This window comes from Umezawaea sp., assembly GCF_036375055.1.
Lineage (GTDB): Bacteria > Actinomycetota > Actinomycetes > Mycobacteriales > Pseudonocardiaceae > Umezawaea.
In genome coordinates, this window is the sequence record NZ_DASUSQ010000013.1 from 14,925 (window position 1) to 34,293 (window position 19,369).

14 protein-coding genes are annotated in these 19,369 nt (G+C 71.4%); 8 read left to right on the forward strand and 6 right to left on the reverse strand.

Going from position 1 to position 19,369, the window contains the following annotated elements; translation table 11 throughout:
- Positions 1 to 82: 82 nt before the first annotated feature.
- Both VFZ92_RS04800 and VFZ92_RS04805 read left to right on the forward strand, forming a co-directional pair.
- Positions 83 to 2,335, forward strand: a complete 2,253-nt coding sequence (locus tag VFZ92_RS04800; protein WP_330874465.1) for a DUF2339 domain-containing protein — start codon at positions 83 to 85, stop codon at positions 2,333 to 2,335.
- 240 nt (positions 2,336 to 2,575) lie between these two features.
- Positions 2,576 to 3,661 carry a YncE family protein gene (locus VFZ92_RS04805; RefSeq protein ID WP_330874466.1) on the forward strand — a complete coding sequence of 362 codons (1,086 nt, stop codon included), beginning with the start codon at positions 2,576 to 2,578 and terminating at the stop codon, positions 3,659 to 3,661.
- Here VFZ92_RS04805 and VFZ92_RS04810 read toward each other — a convergent pair.
- The gene (locus tag VFZ92_RS04810; RefSeq protein WP_330874467.1) at positions 3,641 to 4,156 is read right to left on the reverse strand and encodes a VOC family protein; all 516 of its coding nucleotides are present in this window, start codon (positions 4,154 to 4,156) and stop codon (positions 3,641 to 3,643) included. The genes VFZ92_RS04805 and VFZ92_RS04810 overlap by 21 nt on opposite strands.
- Positions 4,157 to 4,239: 83 nt before the next feature.
- On the reverse strand, positions 4,240 to 6,414 hold the full coding sequence (locus VFZ92_RS04815; protein ID WP_330874468.1) for an MMPL family transporter: 2,175 nt from the start codon (positions 6,412 to 6,414) through the stop codon (positions 4,240 to 4,242).
- Between the two features lie 115 nt (positions 6,415 to 6,529).
- Between VFZ92_RS04815 and VFZ92_RS04820 the strand changes: the two genes are divergently transcribed.
- On the forward strand, positions 6,530 to 7,273 hold the full coding sequence (locus VFZ92_RS04820) for a TetR/AcrR family transcriptional regulator (protein WP_330874469.1): 744 nt from the start codon (positions 6,530 to 6,532) through the stop codon (positions 7,271 to 7,273).
- Positions 7,274 to 7,312: 39 nt separating this feature from the next.
- Here the strand turns inward: VFZ92_RS04820 and leuS are convergent, their stop codons facing one another.
- Positions 7,313 to 10,102, reverse strand: a complete 2,790-nt coding sequence (gene leuS, locus VFZ92_RS04825) for a leucine--tRNA ligase (protein WP_330874470.1) — start codon at positions 10,100 to 10,102, stop codon at positions 7,313 to 7,315.
- 261 nt (positions 10,103 to 10,363) lie between these two features.
- Here leuS and VFZ92_RS04830 point away from each other — a divergent pair, with 261 nt between their 5' ends.
- Positions 10,364 to 10,768 (forward strand): SdpI family protein, encoded by a 405-nt coding sequence (locus tag VFZ92_RS04830; RefSeq protein ID WP_330874471.1) that lies wholly within the window; start codon positions 10,364 to 10,366, stop codon positions 10,766 to 10,768.
- Positions 10,769 to 10,784: 16 nt separating this feature from the next.
- Here VFZ92_RS04830 and VFZ92_RS04835 read toward each other — a convergent pair whose 3' ends face one another.
- On the reverse strand, positions 10,785 to 11,357 hold the full coding sequence (locus VFZ92_RS04835) for a YqgE/AlgH family protein (protein ID WP_330874472.1): 573 nt from the start codon (positions 11,355 to 11,357) through the stop codon (positions 10,785 to 10,787).
- Between the two features lie 334 nt (positions 11,358 to 11,691).
- Here VFZ92_RS04835 and VFZ92_RS04840 point away from each other — a divergent pair, with 334 nt between their 5' ends.
- Positions 11,692 to 12,975, forward strand: a complete 1,284-nt coding sequence (locus VFZ92_RS04840; RefSeq protein WP_414719810.1) for an MFS transporter — start codon at positions 11,692 to 11,694, stop codon at positions 12,973 to 12,975.
- On the opposite strand, the gene VFZ92_RS04845 is transcribed toward VFZ92_RS04840, so the two are convergent.
- Together VFZ92_RS04845 and VFZ92_RS04850 are read right to left on the reverse strand one after the other, a co-directional pair.
- Complete coding sequence (locus tag VFZ92_RS04845) at positions 12,958 to 13,209, reverse strand: response regulator transcription factor (protein WP_330874473.1); 252 nt, start codon at positions 13,207 to 13,209, stop codon at positions 12,958 to 12,960. The two genes, VFZ92_RS04840 and VFZ92_RS04845, sit on opposite strands and share 18 nt — an antisense overlap.
- A 121-nt stretch (positions 13,210 to 13,330) precedes the next feature.
- A complete protein-coding gene (locus tag VFZ92_RS04850) occupies positions 13,331 to 14,791 on the reverse strand; it encodes a CCA tRNA nucleotidyltransferase (protein ID WP_414719811.1) in 1,461 nt (486 codons plus the stop codon).
- Between the two features lie 92 nt (positions 14,792 to 14,883).
- Here VFZ92_RS04850 and VFZ92_RS04855 point away from each other — a divergent pair, with 92 nt between their 5' ends.
- The 3 genes from VFZ92_RS04855 to murJ are packed head-to-tail and all read left to right on the forward strand — an operon-like array spanning position 14,884 to position 19,339.
- Positions 14,884 to 15,423, forward strand: a complete 540-nt coding sequence (locus VFZ92_RS04855) for an NUDIX hydrolase (RefSeq protein WP_330874474.1) — start codon at positions 14,884 to 14,886, stop codon at positions 15,421 to 15,423.
- Entirely contained in the window at positions 15,420 to 17,705 is a 2,286-nt protein-coding gene (locus VFZ92_RS04860; RefSeq protein WP_330874475.1) for a DUF6049 family protein, read from the forward strand. The genes VFZ92_RS04855 and VFZ92_RS04860 overlap by 4 nt, the downstream gene beginning before the upstream one ends.
- Positions 17,702 to 19,339: a murein biosynthesis integral membrane protein MurJ gene (gene murJ, locus VFZ92_RS04865; protein ID WP_330874476.1), complete on the forward strand. Its 1,638-nt coding sequence runs from the start codon at positions 17,702 to 17,704 to the stop codon at positions 19,337 to 19,339. The genes VFZ92_RS04860 and murJ overlap by 4 nt, the downstream gene beginning before the upstream one ends.
- Positions 19,340 to 19,369 lie beyond the last annotated feature (30 nt).

Below are 19,369 nucleotides of genomic sequence, written 5' to 3' on the forward strand. Positions count from 1 at the left end.
ATTCAGCTCGGTGACCACATCGTCATCAGCGATGAGTAGGGATACGGATCAAAAACGGACATCCAGGCCTCAAGCTGAGCGCATGACTGGACCAGACCCGCTGTTGCGCCTCGCCGACGAGCTGGGCGAACTCGGCCGCAAGCTGGGTGACGTCGGCATGGAGCTGCGCAGGCACCAGGTCAGGCAGGCGGCCTCCGCGCCCGCCGGGCAGGGGCTCGGCGCGGCGGTGGAGACCCAGGAGGCCGCGGCGCAGCTGGAGGCGGCCAAGGCCGCGCTCGCCGCCTCGACCCAGAGCCCCGGCGCCCTGTACGTGCCGGGCCAGGCCGCGACGGAGACCGCCACGGGCCGGGACCAGTCCGGCCGACCACAGGCCGCGAGCGCACCCGGCCAGGCGCCCGGTGCGCCGGGTCAGAGCGCGCCCGCCCAGACCTCCACCGCCACGCCGGACCAGGGCGCGCCCGGCCAGGCACCCACCACCACGCCCGGCCACAGCGGACCTGGCCAAGCCCCCACCACGCCGGGGCAGGGCGTGCCCGTCCAGGGCCCGACCACGCCGGGCCAGGGCGCACCCGCCCAGGCACCCACCACGCCGGGCCAGGGCGTGCCCGCCCAGGCCGCTCCCGGCCGCGCGCCGATCCCGCCCGTGCAGCCGGTCCGGGAGGCCGCGTTCGCGCAGGCCGGTCCCGCGCAGCCGCTGCCGGGCCAGATGCCCTGGCAGCCCGCCGGACCCCCGCAGCAGCAGTGGTCCAGCAGGCCGATGCCCCCGCCCGTGCCGCGTCGGACGCTGATGGACCGGCTGGGCGAGGACGGTGCGGGCAGCAAGCTGCTCGCCTGGGTCGGTGGTGTGGTCACGCTGCTCGGCGTGGTGCTGCTGCTGGTCCTGGCCGTGCAGCGCGACTACCTCGGCCCGCTGCCCCGCGTGGTCGGCGGCGCCGTGCTGGCGCTCGGCCTGGTCGGGATCGGGCTGCGGCTGCACCGCACGGAGACCGCGCGCACGGGTGCGTTCGCGCTGGCCGCGACGGGTGTCGCCGCGCTGTACCTGGACGTGGTCGCCGCGACCAAGCTGTACTCGTTCCTGCCCCAGTGGGCCGGGCTCGTCGTCGGTCTGGTGGTCGCCCTCGGCGGCCTGCTGCTGGCCATGCGCTGGGACTCGCCGACGTTCGCCATCGGCGTCGTGCTGGCCTGCGCGGTGTTCGCGCCGATCCTCACCGAGGGCTTCACGCCGCTGCTGGTCGGCTTCCTGCTCGTGCTCAAGACGGCCGCGAGCCCGGTGCAGTGGCGCCGGAACTGGCCGTGGCTCGCCATCGCGGCCGGTGCGCCCGCGGTGATCGGCTCCGTGCTCGCGATCGGCTTCGCGGTGCCCGCCCAGGAGCAGGCCCCGACGGCGGCGATCATCCTGCTGACCGCGGTGGTCGGCGTGCTCAGCTCGCTCATCTCGGTCCGGCGCCGTCCGGAGGACGTGGTGTCGGTGATCATGGTCGCCGCGTCGCCGGTGCCCGCGCTGCTCGCGACCGTGCTGCTGGACCGGGTGTGGGCGACCGCGATGGCGGGTGCGATCACCGTGCTGATGATCGCCCTGTGGTCGGTCGGCCGGAGGTCGCTGCCCGCCGGGTACGTCACGGCCGCAGGGGTCGTCGCCGTGTTCGGCCTGCTCCAGACCACGACCATCGCCCTGGACGGCAGCGCGCGAGCCGCCACCGTGCTGTTCGAGGCGCTGCTGCTGATCGTGCTGGCCGACCGGACCGCCTCGCGCGGCCCGCTGCTGGGCGGTGCGGTGTTCGGCGGTCTCGGCCTGCTGCTGGCGGGCGGGGCGATCCCGCCGAGCCTGCTCGTCGAGGCGCCCCGGTTCGCGCTCCGCACGCCCGGCGCGCTGGTCGGCGGGATGCTGACCGCGCTGGTGCTGGCGCTGGTCGCGATCGGGCTGCCGTGGGTGGCCAGCCGCCGCGGGGTGCTCACCGAGCCGGGGAAGAACCCGCTCGCGCTGGTCGCCGCCGGGCTGGTCCTGCTCTACGCCACCGCGGGTTTCGTCCTCTGCGCCGCCCTGCTGGTGTCGCAGACGCCGAGCGGTTTCCTGTTCGGCCACACGGTCGTGACCGTCTCGTGGACGGTCGCCGCGCTGGTGCTGCTGGTCAGGGGCGTCGACGTCCTGCCGCTGCGGATCGCGGGCCTGGTGCTGGTCGCCGCGGCGGTGGCGAAGCTGGTGCTGTTCGACCTCTCGGCGCTCGACGGGATCGCCAGGGTGGCGGCGTTCATCGGCGCCGGGCTGGTTCTCCTGACGGCGGGCACCCGTTACGCCAAACTGGTGGCGATCCGGAGGATTTCGACGAATTCGTAGAGGATTGCCCTCGAAATGCCGACTTTTTCACGGCGCTAGTGGTAAGTCTCGTTTCGTCGGGGTTCGACCAACCGGTGCAACGCATCGGGAGGGGTCCGGCGTCGGTCGTTTCGCCCCCCGAGCGACCGGCGTCGGGCACACCGGCTCCTTTCGAGCCACACCACTCGTCCGGGTTGTGAAACCACCCGGACGAGGGGCGGGAGTGGAACGGCTCCGCCAGGGGGTGTTCCCATTCGCGCCATGTGGGCGCAGAGCACGGCCGGACCTCGCCGACTCGGCACAGCGGTCTTCTCCCTCGCGGCGGCCTTCGTGGTGTCCGCGGCCCCCGCCGCCCTGTCCGAGGGCCCGCCACCCGCGGTCGAACCCGCGTCCAGCGGCGCCTCGCCGCAGGCGTACGTGATCGGCCGGTCGGGTCAGGTGCAGGTCGTGGACACGGTCCGGGGCAGGGTCCTCGCCACCGCCAGGACCGGCGGCCGGGCGACCGGCGTCGCCGTCGCGCCGGACGGCCACCTCGTCTACGTCGTCAACGGCTGGACCGGCGTGATCAGCGCGGTCGACCCGAAGACCGGCGCCGTCGTGGACCGGCTCAGCACCGGCATCCAGCTCGCGCAGGCCGTGATGACCCCGGACGGCGCGCGGCTCTACGTGACCGGGTCCTCCGACGGGGGCGTGGTCGCCGTGGTCGACCCGGCGACGTTCCACCTCACGGCGCTGATCAGGGTCGGCGGGCAGGTGCGGGGGATCACGATGAGCCCGGACGGGAGGCTGCTGTACGTGGCGGGCAGCCAGGACGGCGCGGTGACCGTGGTCGACGCCCTGACGCTCACCAAGCAGGCCACCATCGAGGTCGGCGGGATGCCGCAGCACGTGGCCGTGAGCCCGGACGGCGGGACCGTCTACGTGAGCGTCCTGCACCTCGGCCGCGACCCGCGCGCGACGCTCGCGGTCGTCGACGCCCGGTCGCGGCGGGCGGTCGGGTCCGTGGAGGTCGGCAGGGGCGCGGGCGCCGTGGCGGTCACGCCGGACGGGTCGCGCGTGTACGTGGCGCTGACCGGGCAGCGGGGGGTCGCGGTGGTGGACACGGCGACCCGGACGCTGCTGCGGAGGCTGCCCTACGACGCGCGCGGGCTGTCGAACGCGCCCGGTGACCGGCGGATCTTCCTGGCCACCGGGTCGACGACGACCGTGCTGGACGGGTCGGACGACGCCGAGCTGGCGACGTTCGAGCTGGACGAGGTCGACCTGCCGGGGATCACCGGCGCGACCGCCGGGTTCGAGGCGACGATGGTCGCGTTCGCGCCGGAGTCAGCTCGACGCGGGGACTGACACCCCGACGCCGCCGCGGCGGTCGGCGCCGTAGCCCGCGATCTCGGCGTCCAGGTCGAGCGGCTTCGAGCCCGTGAACGCCCTCAGCTCGTCGGTGAGCTGGTCGGCGGGCACGAGCCAGCAGACCTCGAACTCGATGCCGTCGACGTCGCGGGCGTAGAGCGCCTTGGTCGTGCCGTGGTCGGACTCGCCGACGAGCGCGCCGTGCTCGACGAGCTTGGCGCGGGTGTTCCGCAGTTCGCCGAGCGTGTCGACCTCCCACGCGAGGTGGTAGAGGCCGACGGCGGTGCGGCCCGCGGGGGATTCGGCCGCCTGGGGACCCATGGCGAACAGGCCGAGGTCGTGGTCGTTGGTCGAACCCGCCGCCTGGAGGAAGGCCGCCCTGCCGGACATCTCGGCGGTCACCCGGAAGCCGAGCACGTCGGTGTAGAACGCCACCGCCTTCGAGACGTCGCGGACGTGGAGCACGGCGTGGTTCAGGCGCTGGATCGGCATGAAGGGCTCCCAGTAGTTGAATCCTCAACCACCACGGTACGCCGTGGTGGTTGAGGATTCAATGTCCTGCACCGTCCCGGACCTCAGCCCACGGGCTGGGGCGACCGCTCCCGAACGGGCTCGTCCTCGTCGTCCACGTCGCCGCCCTCGTGGATGGCGAGCCGCTCCTGGACCTTGCGCAGCGGGCCGGGGGCCCACCAGGCCGCGTTGCCGAGGAGCTTGAGCACGGCGGGCACGAGCAGCATCCGGACGATCGTCGCGTCCAGCGCCAGCGCCAGGATCATGCCGACCCCGACGAACCGCATCATCGTGATCTGCGAGAACGCGAACGCCCCGATCACCACGATCAGCAGCAGCGCGGCGGCGGTGATCACCCGGCCGGTCTTGGCGAGGCCGATCGCCACGGCGTCCTCGGTGCTCGCGCCCTTGCCGCGGGCCTCGACCATCCGGGACAGCAGGAAGATCTCGTAGTCCGTCGACAGGCCGAACACGATGGCCGCCATCAGCACGACGATGCCCGATTCCAGCGGCGACGGCGTGACGCCGAGCAGCGAGGCGCCGTGGCCGTCCTGGAAGATCCAGACCAGCACGCCGAAGGTCGCGGACAGGCTCAGAGCGCTCATCACGATGGCCTTGATCGGCAGCACGAGCGAGCCGAACGCCAGGAACATCAGCACGAACGTCGCGCCGACGAGCAGGAGCACCATCCACGGCAGGTTCGCGGCGATGGCGTCCAGGCTGTCGGACACCATCGCGGTCGGGCCGCCGACCAGCACCTCGGACCCGCTCGGCGCGTCCAGCGCCCGCACGTCCTCCAACGCCTGCTTGGCCTGGTCGGAGTGCGCGTCGCCGCCGTCGAGACCGGCCGCGAGAGACCAGACGCCGTTCTTCGGCTCGGCGGTGATCTGCGCGGTGTCCACGCCCGCCACGTCACCGACCGCCGCCGCGTACGCCTGCACGGCCGCGGCGTCCGGACCGCCGGAGACCACGATCTTGAAGCCGTTGCCGCCCAGCGCGCTGAAGTCGGAGTTGATCGTCTCGGCCGCGACGCGGGCGGGGTTGCCCTCGGGCAGCACCTTCTCGGTGACCTCGCCGAACTTCACACCGAGGAACGGCGCGCCGAGCGCGAGCAGGACACCGATGATCGGCACGGCCACCAGGACCGGCCGCTTCATGACGCTCCGGCCGAGCCGCTCCCAGCCGCGGCCCTCCTCGCCCTTCGCCGCGCGCTTGCGCCACGGCATGGCGAACTTGTCGACGCGGTGGCCGAGGATGCCGAGCAGGGCGGGCAGCAGCGTGAGCGACACGACCGCGGCGATGGCGACGGCCGACATGCCGCCGTAGCTCAGCGACTTGAGGAAGCCCTGCGGGAACAGCAGCAGACCGGCGAGCGCGATGACCAGGATCGTGGAGGAGAACGCCACCGTGCGGCCCGCGGAGGTGACCGTGCGGCGCACGGCGTCCTCGACGGCGCGGCCCGCGGCGAGTTCCTCGCGGAACCGGCCGACCATGAACAGCCCGTAGTCGATGGCCATGCCGAGCCCGAGCAGGCTGGCGACGTTGACGGCGAAGGAGTTCACGTCGGCGCCGAGCGCGACGGCGTGCAGCACGCCGAGCGAACCCATGATCGACAGGCCGCCGACGAGGACCGGCAGCGTGGCCGCGACCAGGCCGCCGAAGATGATGATGAGCAGGACCAGCACGATCGGCAGCGACACGGCCTCGGCCTTGGTGAGGTCCGACGCGGTGATGTCGTTGATCGCCTTCTGGGTCGGGATCAGCCCGCCGACCTGGGATTCGACCCCGTCGACCGCGAGCTGGTCGGAGATCTGCTGGAACTGCTTGATCTGCGCGTTCGAGTCACCGGCCTGGAGGGTGATCGCGGCGAGCGCCTTGCCCTTGTCGGCCGTGGTGAACGTCGGGAGCTGGGTGTTCCAGTAGGAGGCCACCTGCTTCACCGCGTCGGCGGGCAGCCCGTCGAGCTGCTTGCCGATCTTCGCGGCGACCTCGGGGGAGTCGACCGTGCTCCCCTGCGGGGCGGTGTAGATGACGATGACGTCACCGCCCTGCCTGCCGAACGCGTCCTGCGCGACCTGGGTGGCCCGCGCGGCCTCGCTGCCCGGCGCGTCGTAGCCGCCCTGGCTCAGCTTGTCGAAGACGCCGAGTCCCCAGATGCCGCCACCGACGGACAGCAGCACGATCGCGATCAACACCACCCATCGGCGGTGGTAGGCCAGCGAGCCCCACTTCGCGAACAAGTTCGTCCTCCTAGGCTGAGTGGCGTTACGGTTCTGCAAACAGCGTCAACTTCGTAAACACCGTTCACTGAACTCGGCCGACGGTACAGACGTGAACAACCCGATGGGGTGACATATGACCCAGGCCACTCGCCGAGAACGGCTCCGTGCGGAGACCGAGCGTGACATTCGACGGCAGGCACGCACCCTGCTGGTGAACCACGGTCGCGAGGCCGTGACGCTGCGTGCCATCGCTCGTGAGGTCGGCATCACCGCCCCGGCGCTGTACCGCTACTACGACTCGCGCGAGGACCTGCTGCGCCACCTGTGCGACGACATCTGCGAGGACCTGGAGGCCGAGCTGTACGCGGCGCTCGAACCGCTGGGCGAGGACGCCGGGACCGAGCAGGTCTACGCGGTGTGCCGGGGCTTCCGGCGGTGGGCGCTGGCGCACCCCCAGGAGTTCTCACTGGTGTTCGCGTCGACCGAGAACGTGATCGGGACGTTCAAGCCCACCGACCGGCTGAAGGTCGGCGACCAGTTCGGGAAGGTGTTCCTGGAGGTCGCCAGCAGGCTGATCGCCAAGCACGAGCACCCGCACGGCGAGGGCGAGCCGCCGGAGCCGCCCGCGGTGCTGCACGACGACCTGCGCGCGTTCCAGCAGGTGCTGATCAGGACGGTGACCGCCCGCGGCGTCGAGGTGGACGAGGAGTCGCTGCCGCTGGGCGCGATCTTCCACCTGCTCCAGGCGTGGGTGCGGCTCTACGGGCACGTGGCGCTGGAGGTGTTCGGACGCTTCCCGTTCGCGGTGTCCGACCCCGAGCCGATGTTCGACGCGATGCTGGGGAGCATCTTCATCCCCATGGGCGTCGAGGAGTGACGACGCGGGGCGCCACCGGGGCGCCCCGCGTCCTCCGCACTACAGAACGATGTTCACCAGTCGGCCGGGCACGACGATGACCTTGCGCGGCGTGCCGCCCGCGACCAGCTCGGCGATCTTCTCGTCGGCCAGGGCGGCGGCCTTGACCTCGTCCTGGCCTGCGGTGGCGGCGACCGTGATCCGGGCCCGCACCTTGCCGTTGACCTGGATCGGGTACTCCACGGAGTCCTCGACCAGGTACTGCTCGTCCGCCTTCGGGAACGGCCCGTGCGCCAGCGACTCGTCGTGGCCCAGCTTCGCCCACAGCTCCTCGGCGATGTGCGGGCTCGTCGGCGCCAGCATCTGCACCATCGCCTCGGCCAGCACCCTCGGCGTGCCGGTCGCGCTGAACGTCTTGGTCACGTGGTTGTTCAGCTCGATCAGCTTCGCGCCCGCCGTGTTGTAGCGCAGGTTCACGTAGTCGTCGTGCACGCCCGCGATGGTCCTGTGCAGCACCCGCAGCGACTCCAGCGGGGGAGCGTCCTCGACGACCCGCAGCTCACCGGTGTTCTCGTCCACCAGGTTGCGCCACAGCCGCTGGAGGAACCGCTGCGCGCCGACGACGTCCTTGGTCGCCCACGGACGGGACACGTCCATCGGGCCCATCGACATCTCGTACATGCGGAACGTGTCGGCGCCGTAGTTCTCGCACATCTCGTCCGGCGTGACGACGTTCTTCAGGCTCTTGCCCATCTTGCCGTACTCGCGCTTGACCTCTTCGCCGTTGAAGAAGAACTTCCCGTTCTCCTCCACGACCTCGTCCGCGGGCACGTACGTCTCGCGCGCGTCCTGGAACGCGTACGCCTGGATGTACCCCTGGTTGAACAGCTTGCGGTACGGCTCGTCGCCGGACACCTGGCCCAGGTCGAACAGGACCTTCTGCCAGAAGCGGGAGTACAGCAGGTGCAGCACCGCGTGCTCGACGCCGCCGATGTACAGGTCGACACCGCCGGGGTCGTCCGCGCCGTGCTCCGCGGTGCGCGGGCCCAGCCAGTACTGCTCGTTCTCCGCGTTGACGAACCGCTCCGACTCCGTCGGGTCGACGTAGCGCAGCTGGTACCAGCACGAGCCCGCCCAGTTGGGCATCGTGTTGAAGTCGCGGCGGTACTTCTTCCTGCCCTCGCCCAGGTCCAGCTCGACCTCGGTCCAGTCGGTCGCGCGGGACAGCGGCGGCGACGGCTCGCTGTTCGCGTCCTCCGGGTCGAAGGTGCGCGGCGAGTAGTCGTCCACTTCGGGCAGTTCGACGGGCAGCATCTCCTGCGGCAGCGGGATCGGCGTGCCGTCCTCGTCGTAGACGATCGGGAACGGCTCGCCCCAGTACCGCTGGCGGGAGAACAGCCAGTCGCGCAGCTTGTACTGCACCGTGCCGCTGCCGTGGCCGTTCTCCTCCAGCCAAGTGATCATCTTCGTCTTGGCCTCGGCGACGCCCAGCCCGTCCAGGAACCCCGAGTTGATCGCGGGCCCGTCGCCGGTGAACGCCTCGCCCTCGAAACCCTCGGACGGCCGCACGGTCCGGATGATCGGCAGGTCGTACGCGGTCGCGAAGTCCCAGTCGCGCTGGTCCTGGCCGGGCACCGCCATGATCGCGCCGGTGCCGTAGCCCATCAGCACGTAGTCGGCGATGTAGACCGGGATCTCGGTGCCGGTGACCGGGTTCGTCGCGTGCGCGCCGGTGAAGACGCCGGTCTTCTCCCTGTTCTCCTGGCGGTCCAGTTCGGACTTCAGGGACGCGGCCCGCCGGTACGCGGCGATGTCGGCCGCCTGCTCGGCGGTCGCGATCTCGTCGACCAGCGGGTGCTCCGGCGCCAGCACCACGTACGTCGCGCCGAACAGCGTGTCGGGACGGGTCGTGAAGACCTCGATCTCCCGGTCACCGACCGGGAAGCGCACGCGGGCACCGTTGCTGCGCCCGATCCAGTTGCGCTGCATGGCCTTGACCTTCTCCGGCCAGTCCAGCCGGTCCAGGTCGTCGATCAGCCGGTCCGAGTACGCGGTGATCCGCATCATCCACTGGCGCAGGTTCCGGCGGAACACCGGGAAGTTGCCGCGCTCGCTGCGGCCGTCGGCGGTGACCTCCTCGTTGGCCAGCACCGTCCCCAGGCCGGGGCACCAGTTCACCGGCGCCTCGGACAGGTAGGCCAGGCGGTACTCGTTCAGCACCTTGCGCTGCTCGGCGCTGGTCAGCCCGGCCCACGGGCGGCCGTCCGGCGTCGGCCGGGTGCCGTCGGCGAACCGCGCCTCCAGCTCGGCGATCGGCCGCGCCCTGCCCGCATCGGCGTCGTACCAGGAGTTGAAGATCTGGAGGAAGATCCACTGCGTCCACTTGTAGTACTCGACGTCGATCGTGGAGATCCGGCGGCGCTCGTCGTGGCCCAGCCCCAGCCTGCGGATCTGCCGCAGGTAGGTGGCCATGTTGTCCTCGGTGGTCTTCCGCGGGTGCTGCCCCGTCTGCACCGCGTACTGCTCGGCGGGCAGCCCGAACGCGTCGAAGCCCATCGTGTGCAGCACGTTGCGGCCGTTCATCCGGTGGTACCGGGCGAACACGTCCGTTCCGATGAAACCCAGCGGGTGGCCGACGTGCAGCCCGGCGCCCGACGGGTACGGGAACATGTCCTGCACGAACAGCTTGTCCGCGGGCACCGGCTCACCGGTGGACAGCGGACCGACCGGGTTCGGCGCGTGGAACGTGCCGTGGTCCTCCCAGTACTGCTGCCAGCGCTTCTCGATCCGACCTGCCAGCTCGGCCGTGTAGCGGAAGGCCGGGGTTTCCGCGGCCGCGTCCGTGCTCATCGAACGATCCCTCTCCATCGATTTCCCGCCCCTGACACGACGAAACCCCCCAGCCCAGAACGGGGCGTGAGGGGTTGCCGCGCCGACCAGTCATGTCGGTCAGCGCGGCTAGATAAGGAGCAGGCAGGCCTTGCCCATGGTCACCAGAGTACCCGGTTGACGACGCTGAGCGAAAAGGCTATCCGCGGAGGAGGTGATCCGCGCGACTCCGGGCCGGGGCTCGTGCGACACCGACCGGTGGGCACACCTACCCTCGACGGCGTGAACATCGTGCTGCCAGTGGTGCTCGGCCTGCTCGGCGTCTTCCTCGCGCTGATCGGCTACCTCGGGTTGACCGGCAAGCTGCCGCGCAACCGCTACGTCGGCGTCCGCACCGCTCCGGCGATGCGCGACGAGGAGGCGTTCCAGCTCGCCAACCGGGTCGCGGGTCTGCCGAACCTCGTCGCGGCGCTCGTCGCCGTCGGCGCCGGGACCGCGGCCGTCGTCAACCCGGCCGCCGCCCTGACCGTGGGCCTGGTCGGGGTCGTCGGCGCGGTCGCGATCACGATCGCCGCCACCGCCGCGGGCCACCGGGCCGCCGAGGCGATGCCCGTGCCGGAGGCGCCCAAGGGCTGCGGCGGGTGCGCCTGCGGCGGCGGAGGGTGCAGCCCGTTCTCGAAGGCCTGATGTTTCATGTGAAACATCAGTTCCGGTGGACGTCCAGCGGGTAGGTCGCCAGCAGCGCCGTCGGCATCCCCTGCCTGCGGAGCACGCGCCCCCACAGGTCCACGCCGGACGGCGTGAGCACGTCGTCCGGCAGACCCGGCACCACGATCCAGTCCCCGCGGTCGATCTCACCCGCGAGCTGCCGCGACCCCCAGCCCGCGTACCCGGCGAACACCCGCATCCCGCGCACCCGCGGCACCAGCGCGTCCGGGTCGGCGTCCAGGTCGACCAGCGCCACCGGGCCGCGCACGCCGACGACACCCTCCAACGTGGCCAGGTCCTCGCCCGTTCGCAGGGCCGCCAGGCACAGCGCGGTCTTCTGCTCGACCGGCCCTCCGATGTAGACGGCCTGCGGCCGGGTCACGTGTGGACCCCAGGCGGGCAGCACGTCGTGCACCGCCACCTCGCTGGGCCGGTTCAGCACCACGCCCAACGTGCCCTCGCTCCGGTGGTCGATCAGGTAGACGACGGTCCGCTGGAAGTTGGAGTCCGTCAGCGTGGGCGCCGCCACGAGCAGGGAACCCGGTTCGACTTCTGCATCTGGGCGCACCAGCACATGATTTCACCCGAACCCCCGCGACGTGTGTCACACCTCGCGCGGAACATCTGAGCCCACTCGGTCGTTGGACACCTCGTTGGATGCCTTCGAGTCCCCCGGGCCCACTCCACTGCCTTCTCGGAATACCGGTTCGGCCGGAGCCGGGTTGTGCACCACGCCGAGAGGCGACCTTGGCATCTGACCGACTGGGCCGGACCTTCGGGTCCGGCCTTCGTCGTACCCGGACCCGAGCGTCCGTGGACGGTCGGTGAACCCGCGGCCAACTCGGACCGGTAGACCGATCAGGCGCGCGGGGGCCGTCGTCGGCAGGACGTAGGGTGGCTGCGTGACCACCGTGGGCAGCCCCGCGACGAAGCACCACCTCGGTGTTCGCCGGTTGCTCGCGACCGGCGACTTCCGCAGGCTCCTGCTCAGCAGGCTCGCCTCGCAGTGGGGCGACGGCCTGTTCCAGGCCGGCCTGGCCGGGGCCGTGCTGTTCAACCCCGAGCGCCACGCCGACCCGGCCGCCATCGCCGCCGGGTTCGCCGTGCTGCTGCTGCCGTACTCGGTCGTCAGCCCGTTCGCGGGCGCGCTGCTGGACCGGTGGGACCGCCGCCGGGTGCTGGTGGTCGCGAACCTGACCCGTGCCGTGTTCATCCTGCTCACGGTCGCCGCCGTGGGTGCCGGGCTGTCGGACGTGCCGCTCTACGCCGCCGCGCTGATGGTGACGGGGGTCAGCCGGTTCGTCGGGTCGGGGCTGTCCGCCTCGCTGCCGCACGTGGTGCCCGGCGACAACCTGGTCGAGGCGAACGCCTTCGCGACCACGCTCGGCGCGCTGACCGCCGTGCTCGGGGCGGGGTCGGCCGTCGGGCTGCGGGCGCTGCTCGGCGAGGGTGACGGCGGGTCCGCGCGGACGACGTGCTTCGCGATCGTGGGCTCGCTGGTGGCCGCGTTCGTCGCCAGCCGGTTCAAGGCGGGTGTGCTGGGCCCGGACGAGGTGGTCGAGCCGAACCGGACCGCCACCGCCGTGGCGATGGGCCTGCTGGACGGCGCCCGAGCGGCGTGGCGGGCGCCGAAGGTGTCGGCGGTGCTGGTGGCGCTGCTCGCCCACCGAGCGGCCTTCGGCATGTCGCTGCTGCTCACGCTGCTGCTGATGCGCCACAGCTTCGGCACGGGTCTCGCCGGGCTCGGGAAGATCGCCGTGGCGGGCGGTGCGGGCATCCTGCTCGCCGGGCTCATCACGGACCGGGTCGTGGACGTGCTCGGGCGCAGGGCGACGGTGTGCGCGGCGCTGGTGCTGGCCGCCGCGAGCCAGCTCGGGCTCGGGCTGCCGATGCTGCTGCCGACGATCCTGGTCGCGTCGTTCCTGCTGACGTTCGCCGGGCAGGTCGTGAAGCTGTGCGTGGACGCGGCCGTGCAGGGCGACATCGGTGACGAGGTGCGCGGCCGGGTGTTCGCGCTCTACGACACGCTGTTCAACGTCACCCAGGTCGCCGCCGTGTCCGCGGCGGCGGCCGTCGTCTCGTTCGACGGCCGCTCGCCCGGTCTGATCATCGTCGCCACGGCCCTGTACCTGGTCGGGCTGGGCGGCTACCTGCTCCTGCTGAGGCGGTCACCGCGGCAGGGGTAGCCGGATGATGCCGGTCTCGTGGGCGAACACCACGGCCGCCATCCGGTCGCGCAGGTCGAGGACGCGGAGGATCTCCACCACCTCCCCAGCCACCTGCTCCTGGCTGATCGCCAGCACGCGGGCGATCTCGTGGTCCGCCAGCCCCCGCGCCAGGCACCTGAGCACCGCGCGCTGCTGATCGCTGAGCGCGCCGACCGCACCGGTCGTCGTTCCGCTCAGTCCCCACGTGTTCATCGACACCACCCCCAGCGGCTGCGATGGGCACCCTGCCCCGCCGCACACGGTCATCGTCCCGCAACCCGCTGTCACTTGGCTAACGCGGCGATTCCACCCCGACACGAAGGGTGACAAAGCGTCAGCTCGCGGGGGGCTCGACCCCTTCGGAACGGGCCCACGCGTACAGCTCGGCGATGGCCTCGTCGTGGTCGAGGGGCCCCCGGTCGAGCCTCAGCTCCTTGAGGAACTTCCACGCCTTGCCGACCAGCGGACCCGGCGGGAGGCCGAGGAGCCGCATGATCTCGTTGCCGTCGAGGTCGGGCCGGACGCGCCTGAGGTCCTCGTCGGCCGCGATGCGGGCGATCCTGGCCTCCAGCTCGTCGTAGGTGCGCTGGAGCGTGCTCGCCTTGCGCTTGTTGCGCGTGGTGCAGTCGGCCCGGACGAGCTTGTGCAGCCGGGTCAGCAGGTGCTCGGCGTCGGTGACGTACCGGCGGACCGCCGAGTCCGTCCACTCGCCCTTGCCGTAGCCGTGGAACCGCAGGTGGAGGTACACGAGCTGGGCGACGTCCTCGGTGATCTCCTTCGAGTACCGCAGTGCCCGCAAGCGCTTGCGGACCATCTTCGCGCCGACCACCTCGTGGTGGTGGAACGAGACGCCGCCGCCGTCCTCGAACCGCCGGGTGTCCGGCTTGCCGATGTCGTGCAGCAGCGCGGCCAGGCGCAGCACCAGGTCGGGGGAGAGGTCGGGGTCCTCCAGGTCGATCGCCTGCTCCAGCACGACCAGCGAGTGCTCGTAGACGTCCTTGTGCTGGTGGTGCTCGTCGATCTCCAGCTTCATCGCGGTCAGCTCCGGCACGACGAGGTCGGCCAGGCCCGTCCGCACCATCAGCTCCAGACCGAGCCGGGGGTGCTTCCCGCAGAGCAGCTTGGACAGCTCGACCTGCACCCGTTCGGGCGTGATCCGAGCGAGCTGGCCCGCCATCGCCGTCATCGCCTCGACGACGCGCGGCGCGGGCACGAAGCCGAGCTGCGACACGAACCGGGCGGCGCGCAGCATCCGCAGCGGATCGTCGCCGAACGACTCCTCGGGCGCGGCCGGGGTGTCGAGCACCCCCGCCTCCGCCGCGGCGAGACCACCGGTCGGGTCGACGAACGTCCGCGAGGTCACCTCGAACGCCATCGCGTTCACGGTGAAGTCCCGGCGGACCAGGTCGCCCTCGATGGTGTCGCCGAAGGTGACCTCGGGGTTGCGGGTCACGCCGTCGTAGGTGTCGGCGCGGAACGTGGTGATCTCCACCGTGTCCCCGCGCTTGGTCGCGCCGAGGGTGCCGAACGCGATCCCGGTGTCCCAGATCGCGTCGGCCCACCCCTTCAGCAGCGCCAGGACCTGCGGCGGGCGGGCGTCGGTGGTGAAGTCGAGGTCGTTGGTCGGCCTGCCGAGCACGGCGTCCCGGACGCTCCCACCGACCAGGTACAACCGGTGGCCCGCCTCGGCGAAGCGGGCGGCGAGTTCGTCGACCACCGGGGTGATGTGCGGTAGTTCCACCACCGCATTGTCCTGGGTGGCGGGCGCGTTGTCGTTCACGAGCGGTCGGGGCACGAGGAGCCAGGGTATAGGCACCCGGTGTTGATCACGCACCGCATTTGACGGGCGACGTCCCGTGGTGCGGACTCGCCACTACCATCGGCACCATGCCCCCGTCGTCCGGTCGTTCCGGCGGTACCAAGCCGGGGCGCCGGAACAGACGCCGGGGCCGCAGGCTCAAAACCGTCGACGAAACCTCGGCTGGTGGTCTGGTGCTGGACGCCGACCACCGGAACGCCGCGGTGATCGGTCGGCTGGACCGGCGTGGTCGCCTGCTCTGGTCGCTGCCCAAGGGGCACATCGAGGCTGGTGAGACCGCTGAGCAGACCGCGGTGCGGGAAGTCGCCGAGGAGACCGGTATTCATAGCAGGGTGTTGCGGCCCCTCGGAGCGATCGACTACTGGTTCGTCGCCGAGGACCGCCGAGTTCACAAGACCGTTCACCACTTCCTGCTCGAAGCCTTGGGCGGGGAGCTTTCCGATGAGGACGTGGAGGTCACCGAGGTGGCGTGGGTGCCCCTTGGCGAACTGGACGGCAGGCTCGCCTACGCGGATGAGCGCCGTCTGGTCCGTCGAGCCGCCGAACTGCTCGCCGAACCAGCCCCTCCGTCGGGTTTGTTGAACCCGGACGGGGTGGAGTCGGCGTGAAGAGACTGCTGTCCGCGCTGGCGGCGGCCGGAGTGCTGGTCATGTCGGGAGCCTTGGCGGCTCCCGCCGCGGCCGCCCCGACCGACGGCGGCCGACTGCCGGTCAAACCCGCTCCGGCGACCCAGGTGTGGGCGACGCGACAGCTGTCGCAGCCCGGCTCCTCGTCGCCGGTGTGGCTGCGAATGGAGGTCGACCAGCTCATACCGCGCGTGATCACGGCGGGGATGCCGAACTCCGTGCGGGTCACGGGCAAGATCACGAACGTCAGCGTCGACCGCAAGATCACCGAGATCGACCTCCGGCTGGAGCGCGGGAAGCCGCTGACCGCCGAGGACGAGGTGCGCGGCGCGTTGCGCGAACCCGTGCCGTCCGAGCTGATCCAGCCGCAGTTCACCCCCATCAGCGAGTCGCTCGACCCCGGTCAGACGCAGGCGTTCGACCTGACGGTCCCGCTGACCGGTGACGGTCCGACGTCGCTCCAGATCGCCCAACCGGGCATCTACCCGATCCTGGCCAACGTGAACGGCAAGCCGGACTACGGCGGCCGGGCGCGGCTGGCCGCGCTCAGCACGCTGCTGCCGGTGATGTCCGTACCCGGCGGCGAGGGCGTGTCCGCGCCGCCGAACCCCGCGAACATCACCGTGCTGTGGCCGCTGGTCGACCGCCCCAGGCTGGTGTCCACCGCTCCGGCGGGCGAGTCGGTCCTCACCGACGACGACCTGGCCGGGTCGCTCGCCCTCGGCGGCAGGCTGCACAGCCTCCTCAAGGCCTACGAGTTCGCCGTGACCAGCGGCCTCGCGTCGTCGGTGTGCGTGGCGGTCGACCCGGACCTGCTGCGCACCGTCGAGGCGATGAGCGAGGGCTACCAGGTCCAGGGCGCGGGCCCCGGCCGCGGCAAGAACGAGGCCAAGCTCTGGCTCGACCAGATCCGCAGGCTGACCGCGGGCCGCTGCGTGCTCGCGGTGCCGTACGCGGACGCCGACCTGGTCGCGCTGGCCCGCGCGAAGCTGGTCGACCTGGAGGCGCTCGCCGTGAAGGGCGCCTCGGTCGTCCAGCAGGTGCTCCCGTCCGTGCAGGCGCTGCCGGGCGTGGTGTGGCCCGAGGACGGTGTGCTCGACCAGCAGACGTTGACCGACCTCACCGCGCAGGGCGTGCGGGCCGTGGTGCTCGACCAGTCCGGGGTCGCCAACGCGCCCGGCACCCAGCCCGTGCGGCTGGAGTCCGCCGACACGCCCCCGGTGACGGCCGTGCGCATCGACTCGATGGTGTCGGACGCGCTGCGCGGCGGGACGGACGGCTCCGGCGGCCTGACCGGCGTGAGCACCCCGACCGAGTCGAAACCCGTGTCGGTGCAGAACGCGCTGGCCGCGCTGGCGTTCCGGGCGGGCTTCCAGGGCGCGGGCCAGAGCGTGGTCATCGCCCCGCCGCGCCGCTGGAACGCGCCGGTCGGCGAGATGCAGGTGTTCCTGGAGACGGTGAAGACCCTGGTCGGCGGCGGGTTCCTGGCACCGGTCGGGCTGGACGCGATGGTGTCCGGGGCCTCCGTGCCGGAGACCGTCGGCGCGCTCGCGTACCCCGTGGAGGCGGGTGGGCGGGAGGTGCCGCCCGCGGTGACCGCCGCCGTCGGCGCCTCGTGGACGACGCTCCAGGCGATGTTCGAGTCGATGGTCCAGGAGGACAGCACGTCCTCCAAGCCCGCCGACCTGGTCGACCCGGTGCGGCTGGAGCTGCTGCGCGGCGTCTCCTCGGCGTGGCGCGGCAACGAGGCCGCCGCCAGGGGGTCGATCGCCATCGGCGAGGACGGGATCGCCCAGTTGCAGGGCCAGGTGACGGTGGTCGAGCCGAACAGCCCGATCCTGCTCGGCTCCGGCGACAGCCCCATCCCGGTGACCATCAAGAACCGGCTCGACGTGCGGATCTCCGTCCTCATCGTGGTGGACGACAAACCCGGCATCAAGGCGAACCAGCTGTCCCAGCTCATCCTGCCCGCCCGCGGCGACCTGCTGGTCCGGGTGCCCGTCGAGGTGCTGCGGTCCGGCCGGTTCAGCGTGAACGTCCAGCTCACCACCCCCACCGGCGTGGCGCTGGGCGATTCCGTGCGGCTGGAGGTCTCGTCTTCCGCGTACGGAACCATCACCATTGTCATCACCGCCACGGCCGCGGCCGCGCTCGTGCTCCTGTCCGCCCGGAGGATCTACCGGCGGGTCAGGGCCTCGCGCGCCAAGGTCGAGGTACCCGAAGACGCCAGCAGCGTCACACCAGAGAAGTCGAGTGCGAGTTGAGCGAGTCAGCAACCGTGGTCATCGAACCCGTGCCGAGCGCCCCGTCGGTCGCGAAGGCCAGCGGGTCGATGGCGATCGCCACGATCGTCAGCCGGGTCTCGGGTCTGCTGTCCAAGCTGATGCTCATCGCGATCATCGGCTCGGACGTGCTGAACGACTCCTACCAGGCGGCGACCACGCTGCCCACGATGATCAACGAGCTGCTGCTCGGCGGTGTGCTGACCAGCGTCGCGATCCCGCTGCTGGTCCGCGCCGAGAAGGAGGACGCCGACGGCGGCGAGTCGTACGCGCAGTGGCTGGTGACGATGTCGATCGTCCTGCTGGGCGTCGGCACGGCCATCGCGGTGGCGTGCGCCCCGCTGCTGACGTCCGCGCTGACCAGCGGCTCCGAGGACGCGAACCCCGCGCTGGTCACGGCGTTCGCCTACCTGGTGCTGCCGGGCATCATCTTCTACGGCCTGTCGGCGCTGATCGGCGCGATCCTGAACACGAAGAACGTGTTCGGCCTGCCGACGTGGGCGCCCGTGCTGAACAACCTGGTCGTCATCGTCACGCTGGCCGTGTACTGGGTGATGCCCGGCGAGATCTCGCTGGACCCGGTCGAGATGGGCAACGCGAAGCTGCTGGTCCTCGGCATCGGCACGATGCTCGGCGTCGCGCTCCAGGCGCTGGTGCTGTTGCCCGCGATGAAGCGCACCGGTTTCAAGTTCAAGTGGCGCTGGGGCTGGGACTCGCGGCTCGCCGACTTCGGCACGCTCGGCTTCTGGGTCATGCTGTACGTCGGGCTCGGCCTGCTCAGCATGTTCGTGCTGACCAGGGTCGCGCTGAACGGCGAGGGCGCGCTGGTCGCCTACAACTACCAGTGGCTGGTCTCGCAGATGCCGTACGGCGTGCTGGGCGTCTCGCTGCTCACCGCGCTGATGCCGAAGATGAGCCGGGCCGCGGCCGCGAAGGACGTCGACGGACTGGTCGGCGACCTGTCGTTCGGCAACCGGATGTCCTCGATCATGCTGATGCCGTTCAGCGCGATGCTCACCGTGGCGGGCCTGTCGATCGGCATCGGCGTGTTCTCGCTCGGCGCGTCCGGCCTCGCGGGCGGCACCCGGATCGGCATGGCGCTGGCGCTGTCCGCGTTCGGCCTCGTGCCGTACGCGATCACGCTGCTCCAGCTCCGGGTGTTCTACGCGATGAAGGACGCGCGGACGCCGACGCTGATCCAGGCGATCATCGTGGTGGTCCGGATCGGACTGCTCTACGCGTTCCTGGCGATCTCCCCGCCGGAGAAGCTCGCGGTCGGCGTGTCCATCGCCATGTCCCTGAGCTTCGTCGTCGGCGCGGTCGTCGGCCAGGTGTGGCTGCGGATCCGCCTCGGCAGGCTCCGCACCGGTTTCACCCTGTGGACGGTGTGCCTGACCGTGGTCGCCTCGGCGATCGGCTGCGCCGTCGCGATGGGCGTCTCGCTCCTCGTGGTGGAGCTGCTCGGGCTGGAGGCACCGGTCCCCGTCGCGTGGGTCGAGATCATCGTCCAGACCGTGATCGGGCTGCCGCTCAGCTTCGGTTTGCTCGCCGTTTTCCGGGTACCCGAGATGAAGCCCGCGATCGACAAGATCATCCGTCTGGTGCGGCGCCGGTGACCGCGGAGGGATAGCTCGGTCCCGTACCCT